Origin of the sequence: Rhizobium sp. BK312, from assembly GCF_014193605.1 — a bacterium.
Lineage (GTDB): Bacteria > Pseudomonadota > Alphaproteobacteria > Rhizobiales > Rhizobiaceae > Rhizobium.
The window spans coordinates 239,648-255,681 of record NZ_JACHZP010000005.1 but is presented as its reverse complement, the minus strand read 5'-3'; the positions used below and the strand labels follow the sequence as shown (position 1 = coordinate 255,681).

The 16,034-nt window shown below is 60.6% G+C and carries 17 protein-coding genes; 15 read left to right on the top strand and 2 right to left on the bottom strand.

What is annotated here, in order from left to right; genetic code table 11:
• Positions 1 to 22: 22 nt before the first annotated feature.
• The 6 genes from pmtA (at position 23) to FHT85_RS16075 (ending at position 3,778) form a co-directional block, all read left to right on the top strand.
• Positions 23 to 616 carry a phospholipid N-methyltransferase PmtA gene (pmtA, locus tag FHT85_RS16100; protein WP_015338541.1) on the top strand — a complete coding sequence of 198 codons (594 nt, stop codon included), beginning with the start codon at positions 23 to 25 and terminating at the stop codon, positions 614 to 616.
• A gap of 19 nt (positions 617 to 635) precedes the next feature.
• On the top strand, positions 636 to 1,223 hold the full coding sequence (locus FHT85_RS16095; RefSeq protein ID WP_112399647.1) for a histidine phosphatase family protein: 588 nt from the start codon (positions 636 to 638) through the stop codon (positions 1,221 to 1,223).
• 1 nt (position 1,224) lies between these two features.
• Positions 1,225 to 1,917 (top strand): orotidine-5'-phosphate decarboxylase, encoded by a 693-nt coding sequence (gene pyrF, locus FHT85_RS16090; protein ID WP_112409776.1) that lies wholly within the window; start codon positions 1,225 to 1,227, stop codon positions 1,915 to 1,917.
• Between the two features lie 27 nt (positions 1,918 to 1,944).
• Positions 1,945 to 2,232: a DUF1330 domain-containing protein gene (locus FHT85_RS16085; RefSeq protein WP_075856622.1), complete on the top strand. Its 288-nt coding sequence runs from the start codon at positions 1,945 to 1,947 to the stop codon at positions 2,230 to 2,232.
• 112 nt (positions 2,233 to 2,344) lie between these two features.
• Positions 2,345 to 3,325 carry a complex I NDUFA9 subunit family protein gene (locus FHT85_RS16080; RefSeq protein ID WP_112336747.1) on the top strand — a complete coding sequence of 327 codons (981 nt, stop codon included), beginning with the start codon at positions 2,345 to 2,347 and terminating at the stop codon, positions 3,323 to 3,325.
• A gap of 288 nt (positions 3,326 to 3,613) precedes the next feature.
• The gene (locus FHT85_RS16075) at positions 3,614 to 3,778 is read left to right on the top strand and encodes a hypothetical protein (protein ID WP_015338536.1); all 165 of its coding nucleotides are present in this window, start codon (positions 3,614 to 3,616) and stop codon (positions 3,776 to 3,778) included.
• Between the two features lie 68 nt (positions 3,779 to 3,846).
• On the opposite strand, the gene FHT85_RS16070 is transcribed toward FHT85_RS16075, so the two are convergent.
• Complete coding sequence (locus FHT85_RS16070) at positions 3,847 to 4,644, bottom strand: undecaprenyl-diphosphate phosphatase (protein WP_015338535.1); 798 nt, start codon at positions 4,642 to 4,644, stop codon at positions 3,847 to 3,849.
• Between the two features lie 151 nt (positions 4,645 to 4,795).
• On the opposite strand from FHT85_RS16070, the gene FHT85_RS16065 reads away from it, so the two are divergent.
• The 9 genes from FHT85_RS16065 (at position 4,796) to FHT85_RS16025 (ending at position 15,211) form a co-directional block, all read left to right on the top strand.
• Positions 4,796 to 5,488: a glutathione S-transferase family protein gene (locus FHT85_RS16065; protein WP_015338534.1), complete on the top strand. Its 693-nt coding sequence runs from the start codon at positions 4,796 to 4,798 to the stop codon at positions 5,486 to 5,488.
• Between the two features lie 12 nt (positions 5,489 to 5,500).
• Complete coding sequence (gene queG / locus FHT85_RS16060; RefSeq protein ID WP_112409775.1) at positions 5,501 to 6,658, top strand: tRNA epoxyqueuosine(34) reductase QueG; 1,158 nt, start codon at positions 5,501 to 5,503, stop codon at positions 6,656 to 6,658.
• On the top strand, positions 6,658 to 7,530 hold the full coding sequence (locus FHT85_RS16055; protein WP_112336750.1) for an SDR family oxidoreductase: 873 nt from the start codon (positions 6,658 to 6,660) through the stop codon (positions 7,528 to 7,530). The genes queG and FHT85_RS16055 overlap by 1 nt, the downstream gene beginning before the upstream one ends.
• 397 nt (positions 7,531 to 7,927) lie before the next feature.
• Entirely contained in the window at positions 7,928 to 8,296 is a 369-nt protein-coding gene (locus FHT85_RS16050) for a septal ring lytic transglycosylase RlpA family protein (protein WP_015338531.1), read from the top strand.
• A gap of 206 nt (positions 8,297 to 8,502) precedes the next feature.
• The gene (locus tag FHT85_RS16045; protein WP_112336751.1) at positions 8,503 to 9,792 is read left to right on the top strand and encodes an RsmB/NOP family class I SAM-dependent RNA methyltransferase; all 1,290 of its coding nucleotides are present in this window, start codon (positions 8,503 to 8,505) and stop codon (positions 9,790 to 9,792) included.
• A 221-nt stretch (positions 9,793 to 10,013) separates the two neighbouring features.
• Complete coding sequence (locus FHT85_RS16040) at positions 10,014 to 11,303, top strand: imelysin family protein (RefSeq protein ID WP_112409774.1); 1,290 nt, start codon at positions 10,014 to 10,016, stop codon at positions 11,301 to 11,303.
• A 45-nt stretch (positions 11,304 to 11,348) separates the two neighbouring features.
• A complete protein-coding gene (locus FHT85_RS16035; RefSeq protein ID WP_112409773.1) occupies positions 11,349 to 12,908 on the top strand; it encodes a di-heme oxidoredictase family protein in 1,560 nt (519 codons plus the stop codon).
• Complete coding sequence (locus FHT85_RS16030; RefSeq protein WP_246780008.1) at positions 12,908 to 14,119, top strand: imelysin family protein; 1,212 nt, start codon at positions 12,908 to 12,910, stop codon at positions 14,117 to 14,119. The genes FHT85_RS16035 and FHT85_RS16030 overlap by 1 nt, the downstream gene beginning before the upstream one ends.
• Positions 14,120 to 14,122: 3 nt before the next feature.
• Entirely contained in the window at positions 14,123 to 15,211 is a 1,089-nt protein-coding gene (locus FHT85_RS16025; RefSeq protein WP_183774187.1) for a DUF1513 domain-containing protein, read from the top strand.
• Between the two features lie 21 nt (positions 15,212 to 15,232).
• Here the strand turns inward: FHT85_RS16025 and FHT85_RS16020 are convergent, their stop codons facing one another.
• On the bottom strand, positions 15,233 to 15,910 hold the full coding sequence (locus FHT85_RS16020) for a GntR family transcriptional regulator (RefSeq protein WP_112336754.1): 678 nt from the start codon (positions 15,908 to 15,910) through the stop codon (positions 15,233 to 15,235).
• Positions 15,911 to 16,034: the final 124 nt, after the last annotated feature.

Sequence of the window (16,034 nt, the reverse complement as noted above, 5' to 3'; positions counted from 1 at the left end):
AACATCTGATGGGGGGGAGAGCATGGCGCTGCGTCTCAAGGAACGGCTGGGCAAGAAATTCGATGAGGAGATTCGCTTCTTCAAAGGCATGATGCAGGGACCCAAGACCGTGGGGTCGATCGTTCCTACTTCGTCGATTACGGCTCGCAAGATGGCTGGCGTCATCAACACGCAATCAGGGCTGCCCGTGCTGGAGCTTGGGCCGGGAACAGGCGCGATCACCAAGGCGATCCTCGGACGCGGCGTCGAGCCGCAAAATCTCGTTGCCATCGAATATTCCACCGATTTCTACAATCATCTCGTCCGCCGTTATCCCGGCGTCAACTTCATCAATGGGGACGCCTTCGATCTCGATAAAACGCTGGGCGTGCTGCGCGGCCAGACCTTCGATTCCGTCGTCTCGGGCATTCCCCTTCTCAATTTCCCGATGAAGGCGCGCGTCGCGCTTCTCGAGAGCCTGCTGGATCGCATCCCGCCCGGTCGCCCGGTGGTGCAGATTTCCTACGGCCCGGTCTCGCCGATCATCGCCAAGCCGGATCGCTATCATATCCGGCATTACGACTTTATCGTCCGCAATATTCCGCCGGCCCAGCTCTGGGTCTATAGCCGCGGCTGAGACAATCGCTGGGAAATCCATGTACGCTCTTTATGTTACGCACCCACAGGTGCGGATCGACCCGAATGTGCCGGTGCCGGAGTGGGGCTTGTCCGACATTGGCGCCGAGCGGGCGCGGCTGGCTGCGAGCCGGCCCTGGGCTGGCAAGCTCGGCCTGATCGTCTCCAGCGGCGAGCGCAAGGCAATCGAAACGGCCGAGGCCTTGGCAGCGGCAAGCGGCGCACCGATCGAGGCCATCGAAGCCATGCATGAAAATGATCGCAGCGCCACAGGTTTTCTGCCGCCGCCGGAGTTCGAAAAAGCGGCGGACTGGTTCTTTGCCAATCCGCATGAGAGCTTCAAGGGCTGGGAACGCGCTATCGACGCGCAGGCGAGAATCGTCTCCAATGTCGAGGCCGTTCTTGCGCGGCACGATCCGAAAGTGCCGATCGCCTTCGTCGGCCATGGCGGCGTCGGCACGCTGCTGAAATGCCATCTGGAGGGGAAGCCGATCGCGCGGCAAGGCGATCAGCCGCCGGGCGGCGGCAATCTTTTCTGTTTCGATCTTGCGAAGCGCGCCGTCTCATGCGACTGGACACCCATGGAAGACTGGATGGGATGGGCTTGATATGACCGCACGCGACCGCTTGATCGTTGGACTGGATGTTCCAAACCTTCAGGAGGCCGAAAAAGTGGTCGGCGCCCTCGGCGATGACATACTCTATTACAAGATCGGCTATCAGCTCGCCTTTGCCGGCGGTCTGGAATTCGCCCGCGATCTCGCCGCCAGCGGCAAGAAGATCTTCCTCGACATGAAGCTGCTCGACATCGACAATACGGTGGCCTCCGGCGTGGAGAATATCGTCAAGATGGGCATGTCGATGCTGACGCTGCACGCCTATCCGAAAGCCATGAAGGCGGCCGTCGCGGCGGCCAAAGGGTCGGACCTCTGCCTGCTGGGCGTCACCGTGCTGACCTCGATGGACGAAGGCGATCTCATCGCCGCCGGCTATGAATATGATCCGCATACGCTGGTGCTGCGCCGGGCCGAACAGGCGCATCTCGCGGGCATGGGCGGTATCGTTTGTTCGGCGGAAGAGTCCGCCGCGGTCCGCAAGATCATCGGGCCGGATATGGCGCTGGTGACCCCCGGCATCCGTCCGGCCGGCAGCGACAAGGGCGACCAGAAGCGCGTGATGACGCCGGCAGACGCCATCAAGGCCGGATCGAGCCATCTCGTCGTCGCACGACCGATCGTCAAGGCGGTCGATCCAAAGGAGGCCGCTCGCGCCATCCTCGCCGAGATGGACGCCGCACTCTAAGATACAGAAGCAAGCTGGGAGGAAAACATGCCAAAGGGATATTGGATTGCGCGCGTGGATGTTCGCGACCCCGAGCGCTACAAGGATTACGTTGCTGCCGCGAAGCCCGCCTTCGAGAAATACGGCGCGAATTTCCTTGCCCGCGGCGGAGCGTTTACCCCGCTGGAGGGACAGGCACGCGGCCGCAACGTCGTGATCGAGTTTCCGTCGCTGCAGCATGCCGTCGATTGCTACAATTCGCCCGAATATCAGATCGCCGCCAAAATCCGCCAGCAGGTGGCAGACGCTGAAATGGTCGTCGTCGAAGGCGTCTAACTCCCTTGAAAAGCCGACGCTGCAATGCAGCGCGATAGCACTTCACCTCGGCGCGCGGATCGGCTAAGACGAAACCAGATAAGCCCAATCCAAGCCTTTCGAGGAGCCTGCCATGACCCTGTCCAACCTCCCGCCGCTCGTTACCGTGTTCGGAGGATCAGGTTTCATCGGGCGGCACGTCGTGCGCGCGCTTGCCAAGCGCGGCTATCGCATCCGTGTCGCCGTTCGCCGTCCCGATCTTGCCGGTTTCCTGCAACCGCTTGGCAATCTCGGCCAGATTTCGATCGTTCAGGCCAATGTGCGCTACCGCAATTCCATCGACCGCGCCGTCGAAGGCGCGCAGCATGTCGTCAACTGCGTCGGCATTCTCGCTGAAAGCGGCCGCAATACCTTCGATGCGGTGCAAGAATTTGGTGCCAAGGCGATTGCGGAAGCCGCCCGCGGCGCCGGCGCCTCGCTGACGCATATTTCGGCACTGGGCGCCGACGCCAACTCGCCTTCGGCCTATGCCCGAACCAAGGCTCGCGCCGAAACCGCCATTCTGTCGATCAAGCCGGATGCAATCATCCTGCGCCCTTCGATCGTGTTCGGGCCGGAAGACGAATTCTTCAACAAGTTCGCCGACATGTCGCGCACGGCGCCGTTCCTACCGCTGATCGGCGGCGGCAAGACGAAGTTCCAGCCCGTTTATGTGCAGGATATCGCCGAGACCGTTGCGCGGAGCGTCGACGGCAAGCTGAAGGCCGGTACGACCTATGAGCTCGGCGGCCCCGAAATCCTGTCTTTCCGCGAATGTCTCGAGACCACGCTTGCCGTCATCAATCGGAAGAAGTCATTCGTCTCCATCCCCTTCGGGCTGGCTTCGCTGATCGGCTCGGTCGCGTCGCTGGTGCCGCTCATCAAGCCGCCGATCACCGCCGACCAGGTAACGCTGCTGAAGAGCGACAACGTCGTTTCGAAGCAGGCGGAAGCGGAAGGACGCACTTTGAAGGGCATCGGCCTGCTGCCGACATTGCTTGTCTCCGTGCTGCCGTCTTATCTGGTGCGTTACCGTCCGCAGGGCCAGTTTACCGGCTCGGGCAAAGCCGCCTGACGATTCGGCCGTTCCACGAAATTCACCCGCCGCCCGGCTTTGCCGAGCGGCGTTTTTTATTGCCCCGCGAAGACAGAATCGTACTTTAAGACGCTGGCAGAGCAGCGTCATTCACAGCTTGGCGTTGCTCAAAAGACGCAGTCTGGAAATAGTAGCATTAACGTCAAATTTAATATGAACATTTATTGCTATTGCTCATTCCACTGACTAACACAGCCGCGCGTCTCAGGCTTGGACAATGAACCGGTTCGCGGCGCGCTTCACACTTCTGCGGAAAGGCATTCTTCGATGGGCAAGTCTATCGCGCTTTTGTTTGCGTGCGCGGCACTGGTGATTCTCGCAGGCTCCTTCGTGGCCCGCGGCAGCATCGCCTCGATCAAGGGCGAATGTGCGCCGACCTACGGCGTCGACCCCTGCACGACGGGTTCCATCGACACGTCCTCCCGGAACTGATCGGGTATGAAAAAGGCCGGTTTTGACCGGCCTTCATTTTTCCAGGATATCAGCGCGAACGAGCGGTCTCAGCCGAAATAGAGACCGATAAGACCGATCGTGCCGACGGCAATTCGCCACCATGCGAAGGGGGCGTAACCCCGGCGGGATACGAAGTCGAGCAGCGCGCGCACGACGAGCAACGCCGAGATGAAGGCCATGAAGAAGCCGATGACGATCAGCTGACCATCGGCGAAGCTGAGATCATGGCGGCTCTTCCACAAATCCAGAGTGAAAGCGCCGACCATCGTCGGCATGGCGAGGAAGAAGGAAAATTCAGCGGCAGAACGCTTGTCGGCGCCGAGCAGCAGGGCACCGACGATGGTGGAACCGGAGCGCGACGTTCCCGGAATCATCGCCAGGCACTGAAAGAAGCCGATCTTGACCGCCATCGGCCAGGAAAATTCGTAGGCGCTGGTGTATTTCGGCTTGAACTCGATCCTGTCGATGACGAGCAGGACGATGCCGCCGAGGATCAGCGAGATACAGATGACCTTCGGCGAATCGAACAGCACCGTCTTGATGAAATCATGCGCCAGCGCGCCGATGACCGCAGCGGGCAGAAAGCCGAAGAGGACGGCCAGAACGAAGTGACGAGCCTTGACGCTGACGGGCAGCGCCTTGGCGATCTGGACGAGACGATTGAAATAGACAAGCAGAATGGCGAGAATCGCGCCGAGCTGAATCAAAACTTCAAAAGTACCGGCCGATTTGAAGCCGAGAAAATGTCCAAGCAATATCAGATGGCCCGTGGAGGAGACCGGAATGAACTCCGTAAGCCCCTCCACAAGGCCTAAAACCAACGCGATAATAATTTGTTCAGCCATATCGTGTCCTTTGTCTAACGGCAGGGCGGCCCGATTCGCTTGTGCAAACTAGGCCAAGATCCTATAGCTTCAACCGATGACAAATGACTAGGGCCGCAGAATCGCGACCCAAAAGACTTCCGTAGCATCAATCAGAAACACCCGAGTACCAATGCCGACGCTGTATCATCACCCAATGTCATCTTCCTCCCGGTTCGTTCGTCTGATCCTGACGGAATATGGCTATCAGACGGAGCTGATCGAGGAACAGACCTGGGAAAAGCGACGCGATTTCCTGGCACTGAACCCGGCCGGCACCCTGCCTGTCTATGTCGATGACAGCATGCGGGCGCTCTGTGGCGCCTCGGTCATTTCCGAATATCTTGACGAGACGCATGGTGTCCTGAAGCGCGACCGCCGGCTTCTGGCCGAAGATCCGTTCCAGCGCGCCGAAATCCGCCGGCTGACGGAATGGTTCATGCAGAAGATGGAGCAGGATGTGACGCGGCCGCTGACGCGCGAGCGCGTCTTCAAGCTGCAGATGACCGCCGAACAGGGCGGTGGCGCGCCCGATTCCAAGGTCATGCGCATGGCGCGCGGCAATATCCGCCAGCACATGAAGTATCTGTCCTGGCTTGCAGGTTCGCGGCAGTGGCTGGCCGGTGAGCGCCTGAGCTACGCCGATCTCGCCGCAGCAGCCTCGGTTTCCGTGCTAGACTATCTGGGTGAGATCGACTGGACGGAATCGCCTGTCGCCAAGGAATGGTATCAGCGGCTGAAGTCGCGCCCATCCTTCCGGCCGATCCTGGCGGAGCGTGTGCGTGGAGTCACACCAGTTTCGCACTATGCCGATCTGGATTTCTGACGAGGGCTCGATATGCCCGGTGATCGCGAAGCGGAAAAAGCTGACAAGCGAAGAAACACACTGACCGCTTTCTTGCGAGAGGAAGCGCGTGCCCATGGTTTCGATCTCTGTCGCATTACCAGGCCGGACGCCATTCCCGAAGCGGCGGTCCGGCTCGGCCAGTTTCTCGACAAAGGCCATCACGGCACCATGGGGTGGATGGAAGAGACACGCGACCGCCGCGGCGATCCGCGCGTGCTCTGGAGCGAGACCCGCTCCATCGTCGTCTTCGGCCTGAATTACGGCCCCGACGAGGATCCACGCGGCATTCTGGAAAAGCAGGACAAGGCGGCGATCTCCGTCTATGCCAGAAACCGCGACTATCACGACATCATCAAGGGTAGGCTGAAGGAGATCGCCACCCGCTTCGCGGCGCGCTCGAAGGAGGATGTCAAGGTCTTCGTCGATACGGCGCCTGTCATGGAGAAACCGCTGGCAGAGGCTGCCGGTCTCGGCTGGCAGGGCAAGCACACCAATCTCGTCAGCCGCGCCTTCGGCTCATGGCTCTTTCTCGGGTCGATGTTCACCACGGCCGAACTCGAGCCGGATGAGCCGGAGATCGACCATTGCGGCTCCTGCCGGGCCTGTCTCGATGCCTGCCCGACCGCTGCCTTCCCGGCCCCCTATCAGCTCGATGCACGGCGCTGCATTTCCTATCTGACCATCGAGCACAAGGGTCTGATCGATCCCGAGCTTCGGCCGTTGATCGGCAACCGCATCTATGGCTGCGATGACTGCCTTGCCGCCTGCCCCTGGAACAAGTTCGCAAACGCCGCCTCGGAGATGAAGTTGGTGGCGCGCGAGGATCTCAAGGAACCGTCGATCGCCCTCCTGCTCAATCTGGATGATGCGGCTTTTCGTGCTTTCTTCAGCGGCTCGCCGGTCAAGCGCATCGGCCGGGACCGCTTCATCCGCAATGTACTCATCGCCGCCGGCAATTCGGGCGATCGCTCCTTTATAGAGAAATGTCGCGAACTGGCCGGAGATCCCTCGCCCACCGTGCGCGGCATGGCGGTCTGGGCGCTATCGCGACTGATGACGGCTGGCGAATTCCATGCGTTTGCGGCACAAAGACATGACGAGGCAGACGAAGAAGTTCGCGCCGAATGGAAACTGGCAGGGGTATCGTGATGCATGTGATGATTTTCGGCTGCGGCTATTCCGGAACGGCCATTGCCAAGGCCTTGGCCGGCTCTGGTATCCGCATCACCGGCACGACCCGCTCCGCCGACAAGGCCGAACAGCTGACGAAGGAAGGCATCGAAGCCTTCGTCTTCGACGGTGAAACGATCGATCTGGCTCTGGCCGAGGCGATGCAAACGGCAACGCATCTGGTGCAATCGATCGCGCCGGGCAAATCCGGCGATCCGTTGCTGCGGCTGGCGCAGCTCAATCTCAAGGCGCTGATGCCGAAGCTGGAATGGATTTGCTATCTCTCGACCGTCGGCGTCTATGGCGACCACAAGGGCGCCTGGGTCAGCGAGCAGACCTCGCTGCATCCGGTCGCGGACCGCTCGGTCGAGCGGGTAGAAGCGGAAGACGGCTGGCTGCGGGTCGGTATCCGGCTCGATCTGCCCGTCGCTGTGCTGCGGCTTTCAGGCATTTACGGACCGGGCCGCAATGCCTTCTGCAATCTGGAAAAGGGTACGGCACGGCGGCTCATCAAAGCGAATCAGGTGTTCAACCGCATCCGCGTCGAGGATATCGGCGCTTGCGCCCGCTTCCTGTCCGATCGCAAGCTCGGCGGCATATATAATGTCACCGATGACGAGCCTGCGCCGCCACAGGATGTCATTGTCGAGGCCGGCCGCCTTATGGGCGTCGAACCGCCACCGGAACAGGCTTTCGAGACGGCCGAGCTGACGGCGATGGCACGCTCTTTCTACGGCGAAAACAAGCGCGTTTCGAACGCGAAATTGCGCGCGCTCGGCTTCCAGTTCCGCTACCCAGAGTATCGCATGTCGCTCGCCGAATTATGGTCCTCGGGAGCGTGGCGCGGCTGAGAAATCGCTCTCCACGCCAGGTGAGATCGCATGAAAATTCCTACTTAGCCAGGCACTATAGTTCAATTTGCTCCGCATTTATGGTTAACGACCTCTAAAATTGCACAAATGCGGCAGCGATTATGGCAAAGTCGGAAAATTATTTTTCCGATTTTTGTGATGCCTGACATCACCCGGCGCCTTCGAGAAAATTCATTCCATTTTTAGCTGATTTTATTGGGTTTTTTCCACGATCAAGCAAATCCGCTGAATAGTCCCAGTATTCCCCCAATATCACGAATGTTGCAGACTGTAACATTCCGTGATCGAAAGTGGCACTTTTTCGCCATTTTTGGCCTGATTTAAGCCCCGCCGCCTACCCAGGGCGCAAGTTCAATAGCTTGAGGGAAAAATCGGTTTGAAGAAAATCGCACGTTCTTTGGCAATCGCCGCAACTATATCCGCCTCCATTGCTGTCGTTTCGACTCCGGCATTTGCATCCGCTGGCTGCGGAGGCGCTTCATGGTACGGGGGAAGCTCCAAGACTGCTTCCGGGGAACGCATGAGTTCCAGAAATCTTACTGCAGCCCACCGCTCGCTTGCCTTCGGCACGCGTCTCAGGGTCACCAACAAGCACAATGGCCGCAGCGTCGTCGTTCGCATCAACGACCGTGGGCCCTTCATTCGTGGACGTGTTCTCGATCTCTCCCGCGCTGCCGCACAGAACATCGGCATGGTCGCTTCGGGTACCGCCAAGGTCTGTTACGAGGTCGTCGCCTCGAAGTAATCGCCGGAAGCCGGAACTACCGGCAAATCGGCATGACGCTTGCTCTCTCGGCCAATCGCGGCTACCACGCGATTGAGACGTCTCAAAATCCGCCGCCATGGGCATTGTCTGCGCGGATCGGCGAGGCGTCAGCGGTTTTGGTAGGGCGCAGATTCCCAAGATGAGCTCCAACGGGTTCCGGGTCATGCGCGAGCAGGAGAGTGTGAATGCGTCTGGGCGGCCGATTGCAGGGGGCCATCGAAGTTCTTGCCGATATCGAAGCGCGCAAGCGACCGGTGGCCGATGCCCTGAAGGATTGGGGCCTTGCCCATCGCTTCGCCGGCTCCGGCGACAGGGCCGCGATCGGCAACATCGTCTATGACGCCCTGCGCATGCGGCTCTCGCATGCCTGGCTGATGGAAGACGACAGTGCGTCCGCGCTTGCCCATGCCGTGCTCTTCCGCCAATGGGGCCTGACGCCCGAGGCGCTGGCCGCCGAGCTCGACGGTGATAAATTTGCTCCCGAGGCGCCGAGCGCCGAAACATTGGCCGCTTTTGCGGCCCGCAAGCTCGAAGATGCGCCCCGTCACATCCAGGGCGATATTCCCGAATGGGTCGAGCCCTCCTTCAGCCAAGCCTTCGGCGATGGCTGGCTTTCGGAAGCGCAAGCTCTCGCCGAACGTCCGACGCTCGACCTCCGCGCCAATGCACTGAAGGCCGATCGCGCCAAGGTCGTGAAAGCGCTGGAACGCGCTGGCGGCCAGGCATCGAAAATCGCCCGGTTCGGCATCCGAATTCCGGCCGGCGAAGGTGCGTCACGCCTGCCGAACGTCACGGCCGAGCTCTCCTTCCAGAAAGGCTGGTTCGAGGTGCAGGACGAAGGTTCGCAGATCGTCGCGGATCTGGTCCTGCCCGAAGAGGGCGATCAGGTGCTCGACTATTGCGCTGGCGGTGGCGGCAAGACGCTCGCCATGTCGGCCGCGATGCACAACAAGGGCCAGGTCCACGCCTATGACAGCGACCGGCGGCGGCTGGCGCCGATCATCGAGCGCCTGAAGCGGGCCGGCACCCGCAATGTCCAAGTCCATGACGAGCGCAACGGCCTGCTGCAGCTGCGAGGCAAGTTCGACAAGGTGCTGGTCGATGCTCCCTGCACCGGGACCGGCACCTGGCGGCGGCGTCCCGATACCAAATGGCGGCTGACGCAGAAGAACCTCGACGAGCGCACCAGCCAGCAGCAGGAAGCCCTTGCCCAGGCCGGAGAATTCGTCCGTCCTGGCGGCGCTCTGCTCTATGTCACCTGCTCGGTACTGCCGGAAGAGAATGAAGCGCAGGTAAACCGTTTCGCCGCCCAGAATCCGGACTTCGAGGTGGTGGAAACTCTGGGCTCATGGGGGAAGCTGTTCGGCAAGGATGCCCCAAAGCCCCGCTCCTCGGATGGCAAGACCATTACGCTGACGCCAGCCTCCACCGATACCGACGGCTTCTTCTTCAGCCGTCTGCAACGGAAGATGTGAGCTGGCGGCGATCGAGCCTGCTATCACTGCCCTGCTGACGCAATATCAAACGGCCTATATCTGCGCATTCACAAGCGAATCCATTTCGCTTGCGACGTTAAATTCTTGACCCCTCGCCTTAAAATCGTTCTAAACTAGAGTGTTTGACACAAGTTTGTTTTTCATACATGAGACAAATTGCCAAGTTTTGACGGTGCCCCCCGCTGTCACAGGAGAGGAACATGAAACTGAAAAACAGAATTGGCGCCGCGCTCGCGGTGGCCGTTATCGCGACTGCCGCATCCAGCCTTCCCGCCCTTGCGGCAACTCCCGAACCGGCAGCCGTTCTCAAGCACTACACAGAGCTCGCGCATGCCAAGTACCAGGACTCCCTGACGACGGCGAAAGCACTCGACAAGGCGATCGACGCCCTGCTCGCCAACCCCAGCGACAAGACGCTTAAGGCGGCACGTGCGGCCTGGATCAAGGCTCGCGTTCCCTATGCGCAGACGGAAGTCTATCGCTTCGGCAATCCGGTCGTCGACGACTGGGAAGGCAAGGTGAATTCCTGGCCGCTGGACGAAGGCCTGATCGACTATGTCGACGCCTCCTACGGCACAGAAAGCGACGAGAACTCGCTCTATGTCGCCAATGTCATCGCCAACAAGACGATCAAGATCAACGGCAAGGATGTCGACGCCTCGCATCTGACGCCGGAATTCCTGTCGAGCACGCTGCATCAGGCCGGCGGTATCGAAGCCAATGTCGCGACCGGCTACCACGCCATCGAATTCCTTCTGTGGGGCCAGGACCTGCACGGCACGGATGCCGGCGCCGGCGAGCGTCCGGCAACCGACTACGATCTGAAGAATTGTACGCATGGCAATTGCGACCGCCGCGCCGAATATGTGAAGTCCGCCTCGACGCTGCTGGTTTCGGACCTTCAGGACATGACGGACAAGTGGGCGCCGGACGGCGAAGCCACCAAGCATGTCGAAGCCGATCCGAAGGCCGGCCTCACCACCATCCTGACCGGCATGGGCTCGCTTTCCTATGGCGAACTTGCCGGCGAGCGCATGAAGCTCGGCCTGCTGCTGCACGATCCGGAAGAAGAGCAGGATTGCTTCTCCGACAATACCTATAACGAGCACAATGGCGATGCCGTTGGCATCGCGTCTGCCTATAATGGCAACTATACCCGCGCCGACGGCACCAAGATGAAGGGGCCGTCACTGCACGATCTGGTCAAGGCCAAGGATCCGGCGCTCGACAAGGAAATGGAAGACAAGCTCGACGCGACGCTTGCGGCCATGAAGGCGCTGGTGCATCGCGGCGAGACCGTCGAGAAATACGACCAGATGATCGGCGAGGGCAACAAGGAAGGCAACGCGACGGTTCAGAAGGCGATTGACGGCCTACTCGACCAGACGAAGAGCATCCAGCGCGTCATCGCTGCTCTCGATCTCGGCACGATCAAGCTCGAAGGTTCGGACAGCCTGGACAATCCGAACTCCGTCTTCAAGAAGAAGTAATAAGGGAGGGTGGCAGCGCGATTAGGCGCCGCCACCCCGATACCCATGACAGCTCTACCGGCCAATCGCGCCCTTTTGCCCGCCCTTGCTGCGGTTTTTTTGGTTTTTTCCATCACGCTGGCCGTTGCCGACATCCTCGATTTTCCGAGCAATCGCAGCGATCTCTCTACCGAAGAGCTGAAGCGCGTGCGCGATGTCACCCGCGCAACCAGCAATTTTCTCAAGGCCGAACCGTATGAAACGATGCAGGGCGGCGGCCTGACTGCGATCGATAAGGTCACGCGCGATATTTTCTCCCAGCCTTCAGCCAGACTAGACCAGGAACAGGGCCAGGATTTTCATCTTGGCAACGCGCTCTTCCGCAAGCTCTGGGTCTCCGCCCCCTCCTCCACCCAGGCCTCCGACGGGCTGGGGCCGCTGTTCAATGCCCGCTCCTGCCAAAGCTGCCATATCCGCGACGGGCGCGGCCATCCGCCGGAGGAAGCGGGCGCGGCCGCGACCTCGATGGTCTTGCGCCTGGCACGGCCAGCCGTGACCCCGGAGGAGGAACAGGCCGTCAAGAATTTTCATGCGCTCAATTTCCCGGATTCGACCTATGGGGCACAGCTGCAGGATCTTGCCGTCCCCGGCCTCGCCGCCGAAGGCAAGGTGACCGTCAGCTATAGCGAGGAGACGGTGAGGCTTGCCGGCAGCGAAACCGTGACCTTGCGCAAGCCGCATTACGGCGTCAGCGATCTCGCCTACGGGCCGATGGATGTAAGCACTACGCTTTCAGCGCGCATTGCGCCGCCGATGATTGGCCTCGGCCTGATCGAGGCCATTCCGGATGCCGATATTCTCGCCAATGCCGATCCGGACGATAAGAAGGGCACCGGCATTCGCGGCCGCCCCGCCATCGTCCGCGATCATCGCACGGGTGAGATCGCGCTCGGGCGCTTCGGCTGGAAAGCCCAGAATGCAACCGTGCGCGACCAGGTGGCCGACGCCTTTTCCACCGATATCGGCATTTCGACGCCGGACCGGCCAAACCCCTATGGCGACTGCACCGCCAAAGAGCCGCGCTGCCTGACCATGCCGAACGGCGTGCAGAAGCGGCTGGGCGACACAGAGGCACCCGACCCGGTGCTTCCGCTCGTCACCTTCTATTCCGAAAATCTTGCCGTGCCCGCCCGGCGCTCGACGAGCCAGCCCGCCGTGCTGCACGGCAAGGACATGTTCTATCGCTCCGGCTGTACCGCCTGCCACACACCGAAATTCGTGACGCGCGATGACTTGAAGGGCAGCGACGGTAAGGTTTCGCCGCAGGCCTTCCAGCTGATCTGGCCCTACTCCGATTTCCTGCTGCACGACATGGGCGAAGGCTTGTCGGATGGACAGCAGGTGGGCGTGGCATCCGGCCGCGATTGGCGCACGCCGCCGCTCTGGGGTATAGGCCTCACGCAGACGGTGAGCGGTCGGCAGGCATATCTGCATGACGGCCGCGCCCGCACATTGACCGAAGCCATTCTCTGGCATGGAGGAGAGGCGGAAGAAGCCCGCAATGCATTCGCCGGTCTTTCGAAGGACGATCGGCAAGCCCTCATCAACTTTCTGGAGTCCCTCTGATGCGCCACTGGAAACGTCCGGAGCATTTCCGTTCTAAACGGAGTCACGCAAATGCTCCGTCCCATTGTTTTCACGCAATTCCGGACGCAAAACCGCTGCGCACGTTTGCTGGAATTGCTCTGGCCGCCAGCCTGCTGCTTACCGTTGCCGCCCTGCCTGCCCATGCAGAGGATGCGACAACCAATGGCGCCGGCCTGAACGAGGCGGCGGTGCCGGCCGTACTGCAGGAGGCGGTGGATGACGTGATCCGCCCCGGCTACCGCGCCATGCACGACTCCGCCTCGAAACTGACTGTCGCGATGAAGGCGCTATGCGCCGATCCCACGGACGCCACCCTTTCCGGCGCCAAATCGTCTTTCGGTGACACCGTGAAGAGCTGGTCGCGCATCGAGATCGTCGATACCGGCCCGATCATCGAAAAGAACCGCTTCGAGCACATCCTCTTCTATCCCGACCGCAAGGGTGTCGGCCTCAAGCAGGTGCAGGCGCTGATCGCCAAGGCGGACGAGCAGGATACGACCGTCGAGGCCGTCGCCGGCAAGAGCGTGGCGCTGATGGGCATGACGGCACTGGAATATGTACTCTTCGGCAACGGCTCTGATGTCCTCGGGAAGGATAAACAGAGCTTCCGTTGCCGTTATGGCGCGGCTGTCGCCGGCAATATCGAAAACACCGCCAAGGAAATCGCCGACGAATGGGATGCGCCGGACGGCGTGCAGAAATCCTGGAAATTCCCCGGCAAGACCAGCGACGATTTCATGGACAACAAGGAGGCCGTCACCGCATTGCTTGGCATCCTCGTGCATGGCGCGGCCAATGTTCGCGACCAGCGGCTGGAAACCTTCTACAAAGGCGATCCGGCAACGGCGCGGCCGAAGATGGCGATCTACTGGCGCTCGGCCAATACGTGGACCTCGTTCACGGGCAATATCGAGGGCCTGAAGACGCTCTGGGAAAAAGCCGACATGGCAAGCCTGCTACCGGTGGACAGGCGCGCGATTGCCACCAAGATCGACGGCCTGCTGAACGAGCTTGCGACGACGGCACCGACGATCAATCCGGATATCGAGGCAGCAATCGGCAATGATGCGGAGCGCGCCAAGATCGACAAGCTGCTCGCCGTCAGCCGCGAACTCGCCACCAGCTTCAGCGATGAGTATGGCGGTGCCATCGGTCTTTCGGCCGGCTTCTCCTTCGCCGACGGAGACTAGAACATGATGCGCAGCGGCCTCATCGATCGGAGAGCTTTCGTCAAGGCAGCGGGACTGACTTTCCTTGCGGCGCTCAAGCCCGGTGCCTTGATGGCGCTGGAGCGGGCCGATGCGGTCTATGCCTCCGGCATCCGCGCCGCCGACGGCTCCTTTGCAGTGGCGACGGTGACCGAACAGGGGCGCATCATCGATCAGGTCGCCCTGCCCGCACGCGCCCACGGCATGGCCTTTTCGAAGGCGACCGGCAAGACTGTCGCCTTCGCGCGCCGGCCCGGCATCTACGCGATGATTTTCGATCCCTGGAACAAGGCCGAGCCGATCGTCATTTCCGCCAGAGAAGGTCGGCATTTCTACGGACACGGCACGTTTTCGCCTGATGGCAGACTGCTCTATGCCAGCGAGAACGATTTCGACGATAATCGCGGTATCATCGGGCTCTATGATGCTGGCAACAGGTTTGCCCGCGTCGGTGAATACGAGACCTATGGCGTCGGTCCGCACGACATGACGGTTTCGGATGACGGCCGGTTCCTGATCGTCGCCAATGGCGGCATCGAGACCCATCCGGATTTCGGCCGTACCAAGCTCAACCTCGACCATATGGAACCGTCGCTGACGCTGGTCGACGCCGCGAGCGGCCAGCTGATCGAGAAGCACACACTGCCGTCGCAATATGCTCAGGTTTCGACACGTCATGTCGATATCGACGCCAGCGGCCGCGTCTGGTTCGCCTGCCAGTACGAAGGCCACCGCAACGACCTGCCGCCGCTTATCGGCCATTTCGCCAGGGGCGAGGACCTGACCTTCGTTACCCTGCCCGACGAGACGACGCGGGCGCTTGGCAATTATGTCGGCGCCATCGCAGTCAACCGTGCCGAGAATCTCGTTGGTGTCACATCGCCGGTCGAAGGGACTTCGGTGACGCTGGATGCGAAGACCGGCAAGGTGCTGAAGGTGGAAAGCATCGCCGATGCGGCGGGCATCGCACCGGCCCGACATGGCTTTGCCGTCTCGTCCTATGACGGCAACTTTCTGGGCGAACGCAACGATGTCGCCTGGGATCAGCACATCGTCCGCATCGCCCGCGGCTGATCCGGACTTTGGCTGGACTGCCTAAATAAGCTTGCTGGCTTCAATGAAGCGCCGCAACGCCGTCGCTGCATTGAGCATATGTGCCCGCATGCGCCGCGACGCCATTTCCCCATCCCCTTCGGCTATCGCCTGCATAATGGCTTCATGCTCCGCCCGCGATCGATCGAGCCGCTGCTCCTGCTGCAATTGAGCCCGGCGGAAGGCCGCCAGGCGATTGCGGATCATGATCGCCTGCTCGGCAAGAAAGCTGTTGTGGGTGGCGTGATAGATCGCCTCATGGAAGGCGCGATTGAACACATCGTAAGCATCGAAATCTCCTGTTTTCACAAGCGTTTCAGATGAATCGTGCAGTTCGATCAGGTGGCTGCGCTCGAGCGGCGTCATGCGATAAGTGGCGAGCCTTACACACATCGATTCGATTTCGGCAACCGTCTCGAACATATCCATGATGCGTTCAGGCGTCATGCGGGCAACGACCACCCCGCGCCGCGCTCGCATTTCGACCAGACCGCTTACCGACAGCTGCCTCAGTGCCTCGCGAACCGGCGTGCGCGAGGCACCGAAACGATCGGCCAGTTGCTGTTCGTCCAGTGCTGCGCCCGCCTCAAGCTTGCCGGTCGCGATCTCATCTTCCAGCGCATTGCGAATGCGGTCGGACAACAACTCACGATCGTCGGCCGCACCATCTAGTCCATCCATCGTTCCCAATTCTCCGACATCCGTTGCGACTTGTATGCAAAATATCACTTCAATCCGAGTTTTGCATACAATTTATCTATCACGCAACCGTTACACATACAATTATTGACTGAAGTCGATATGA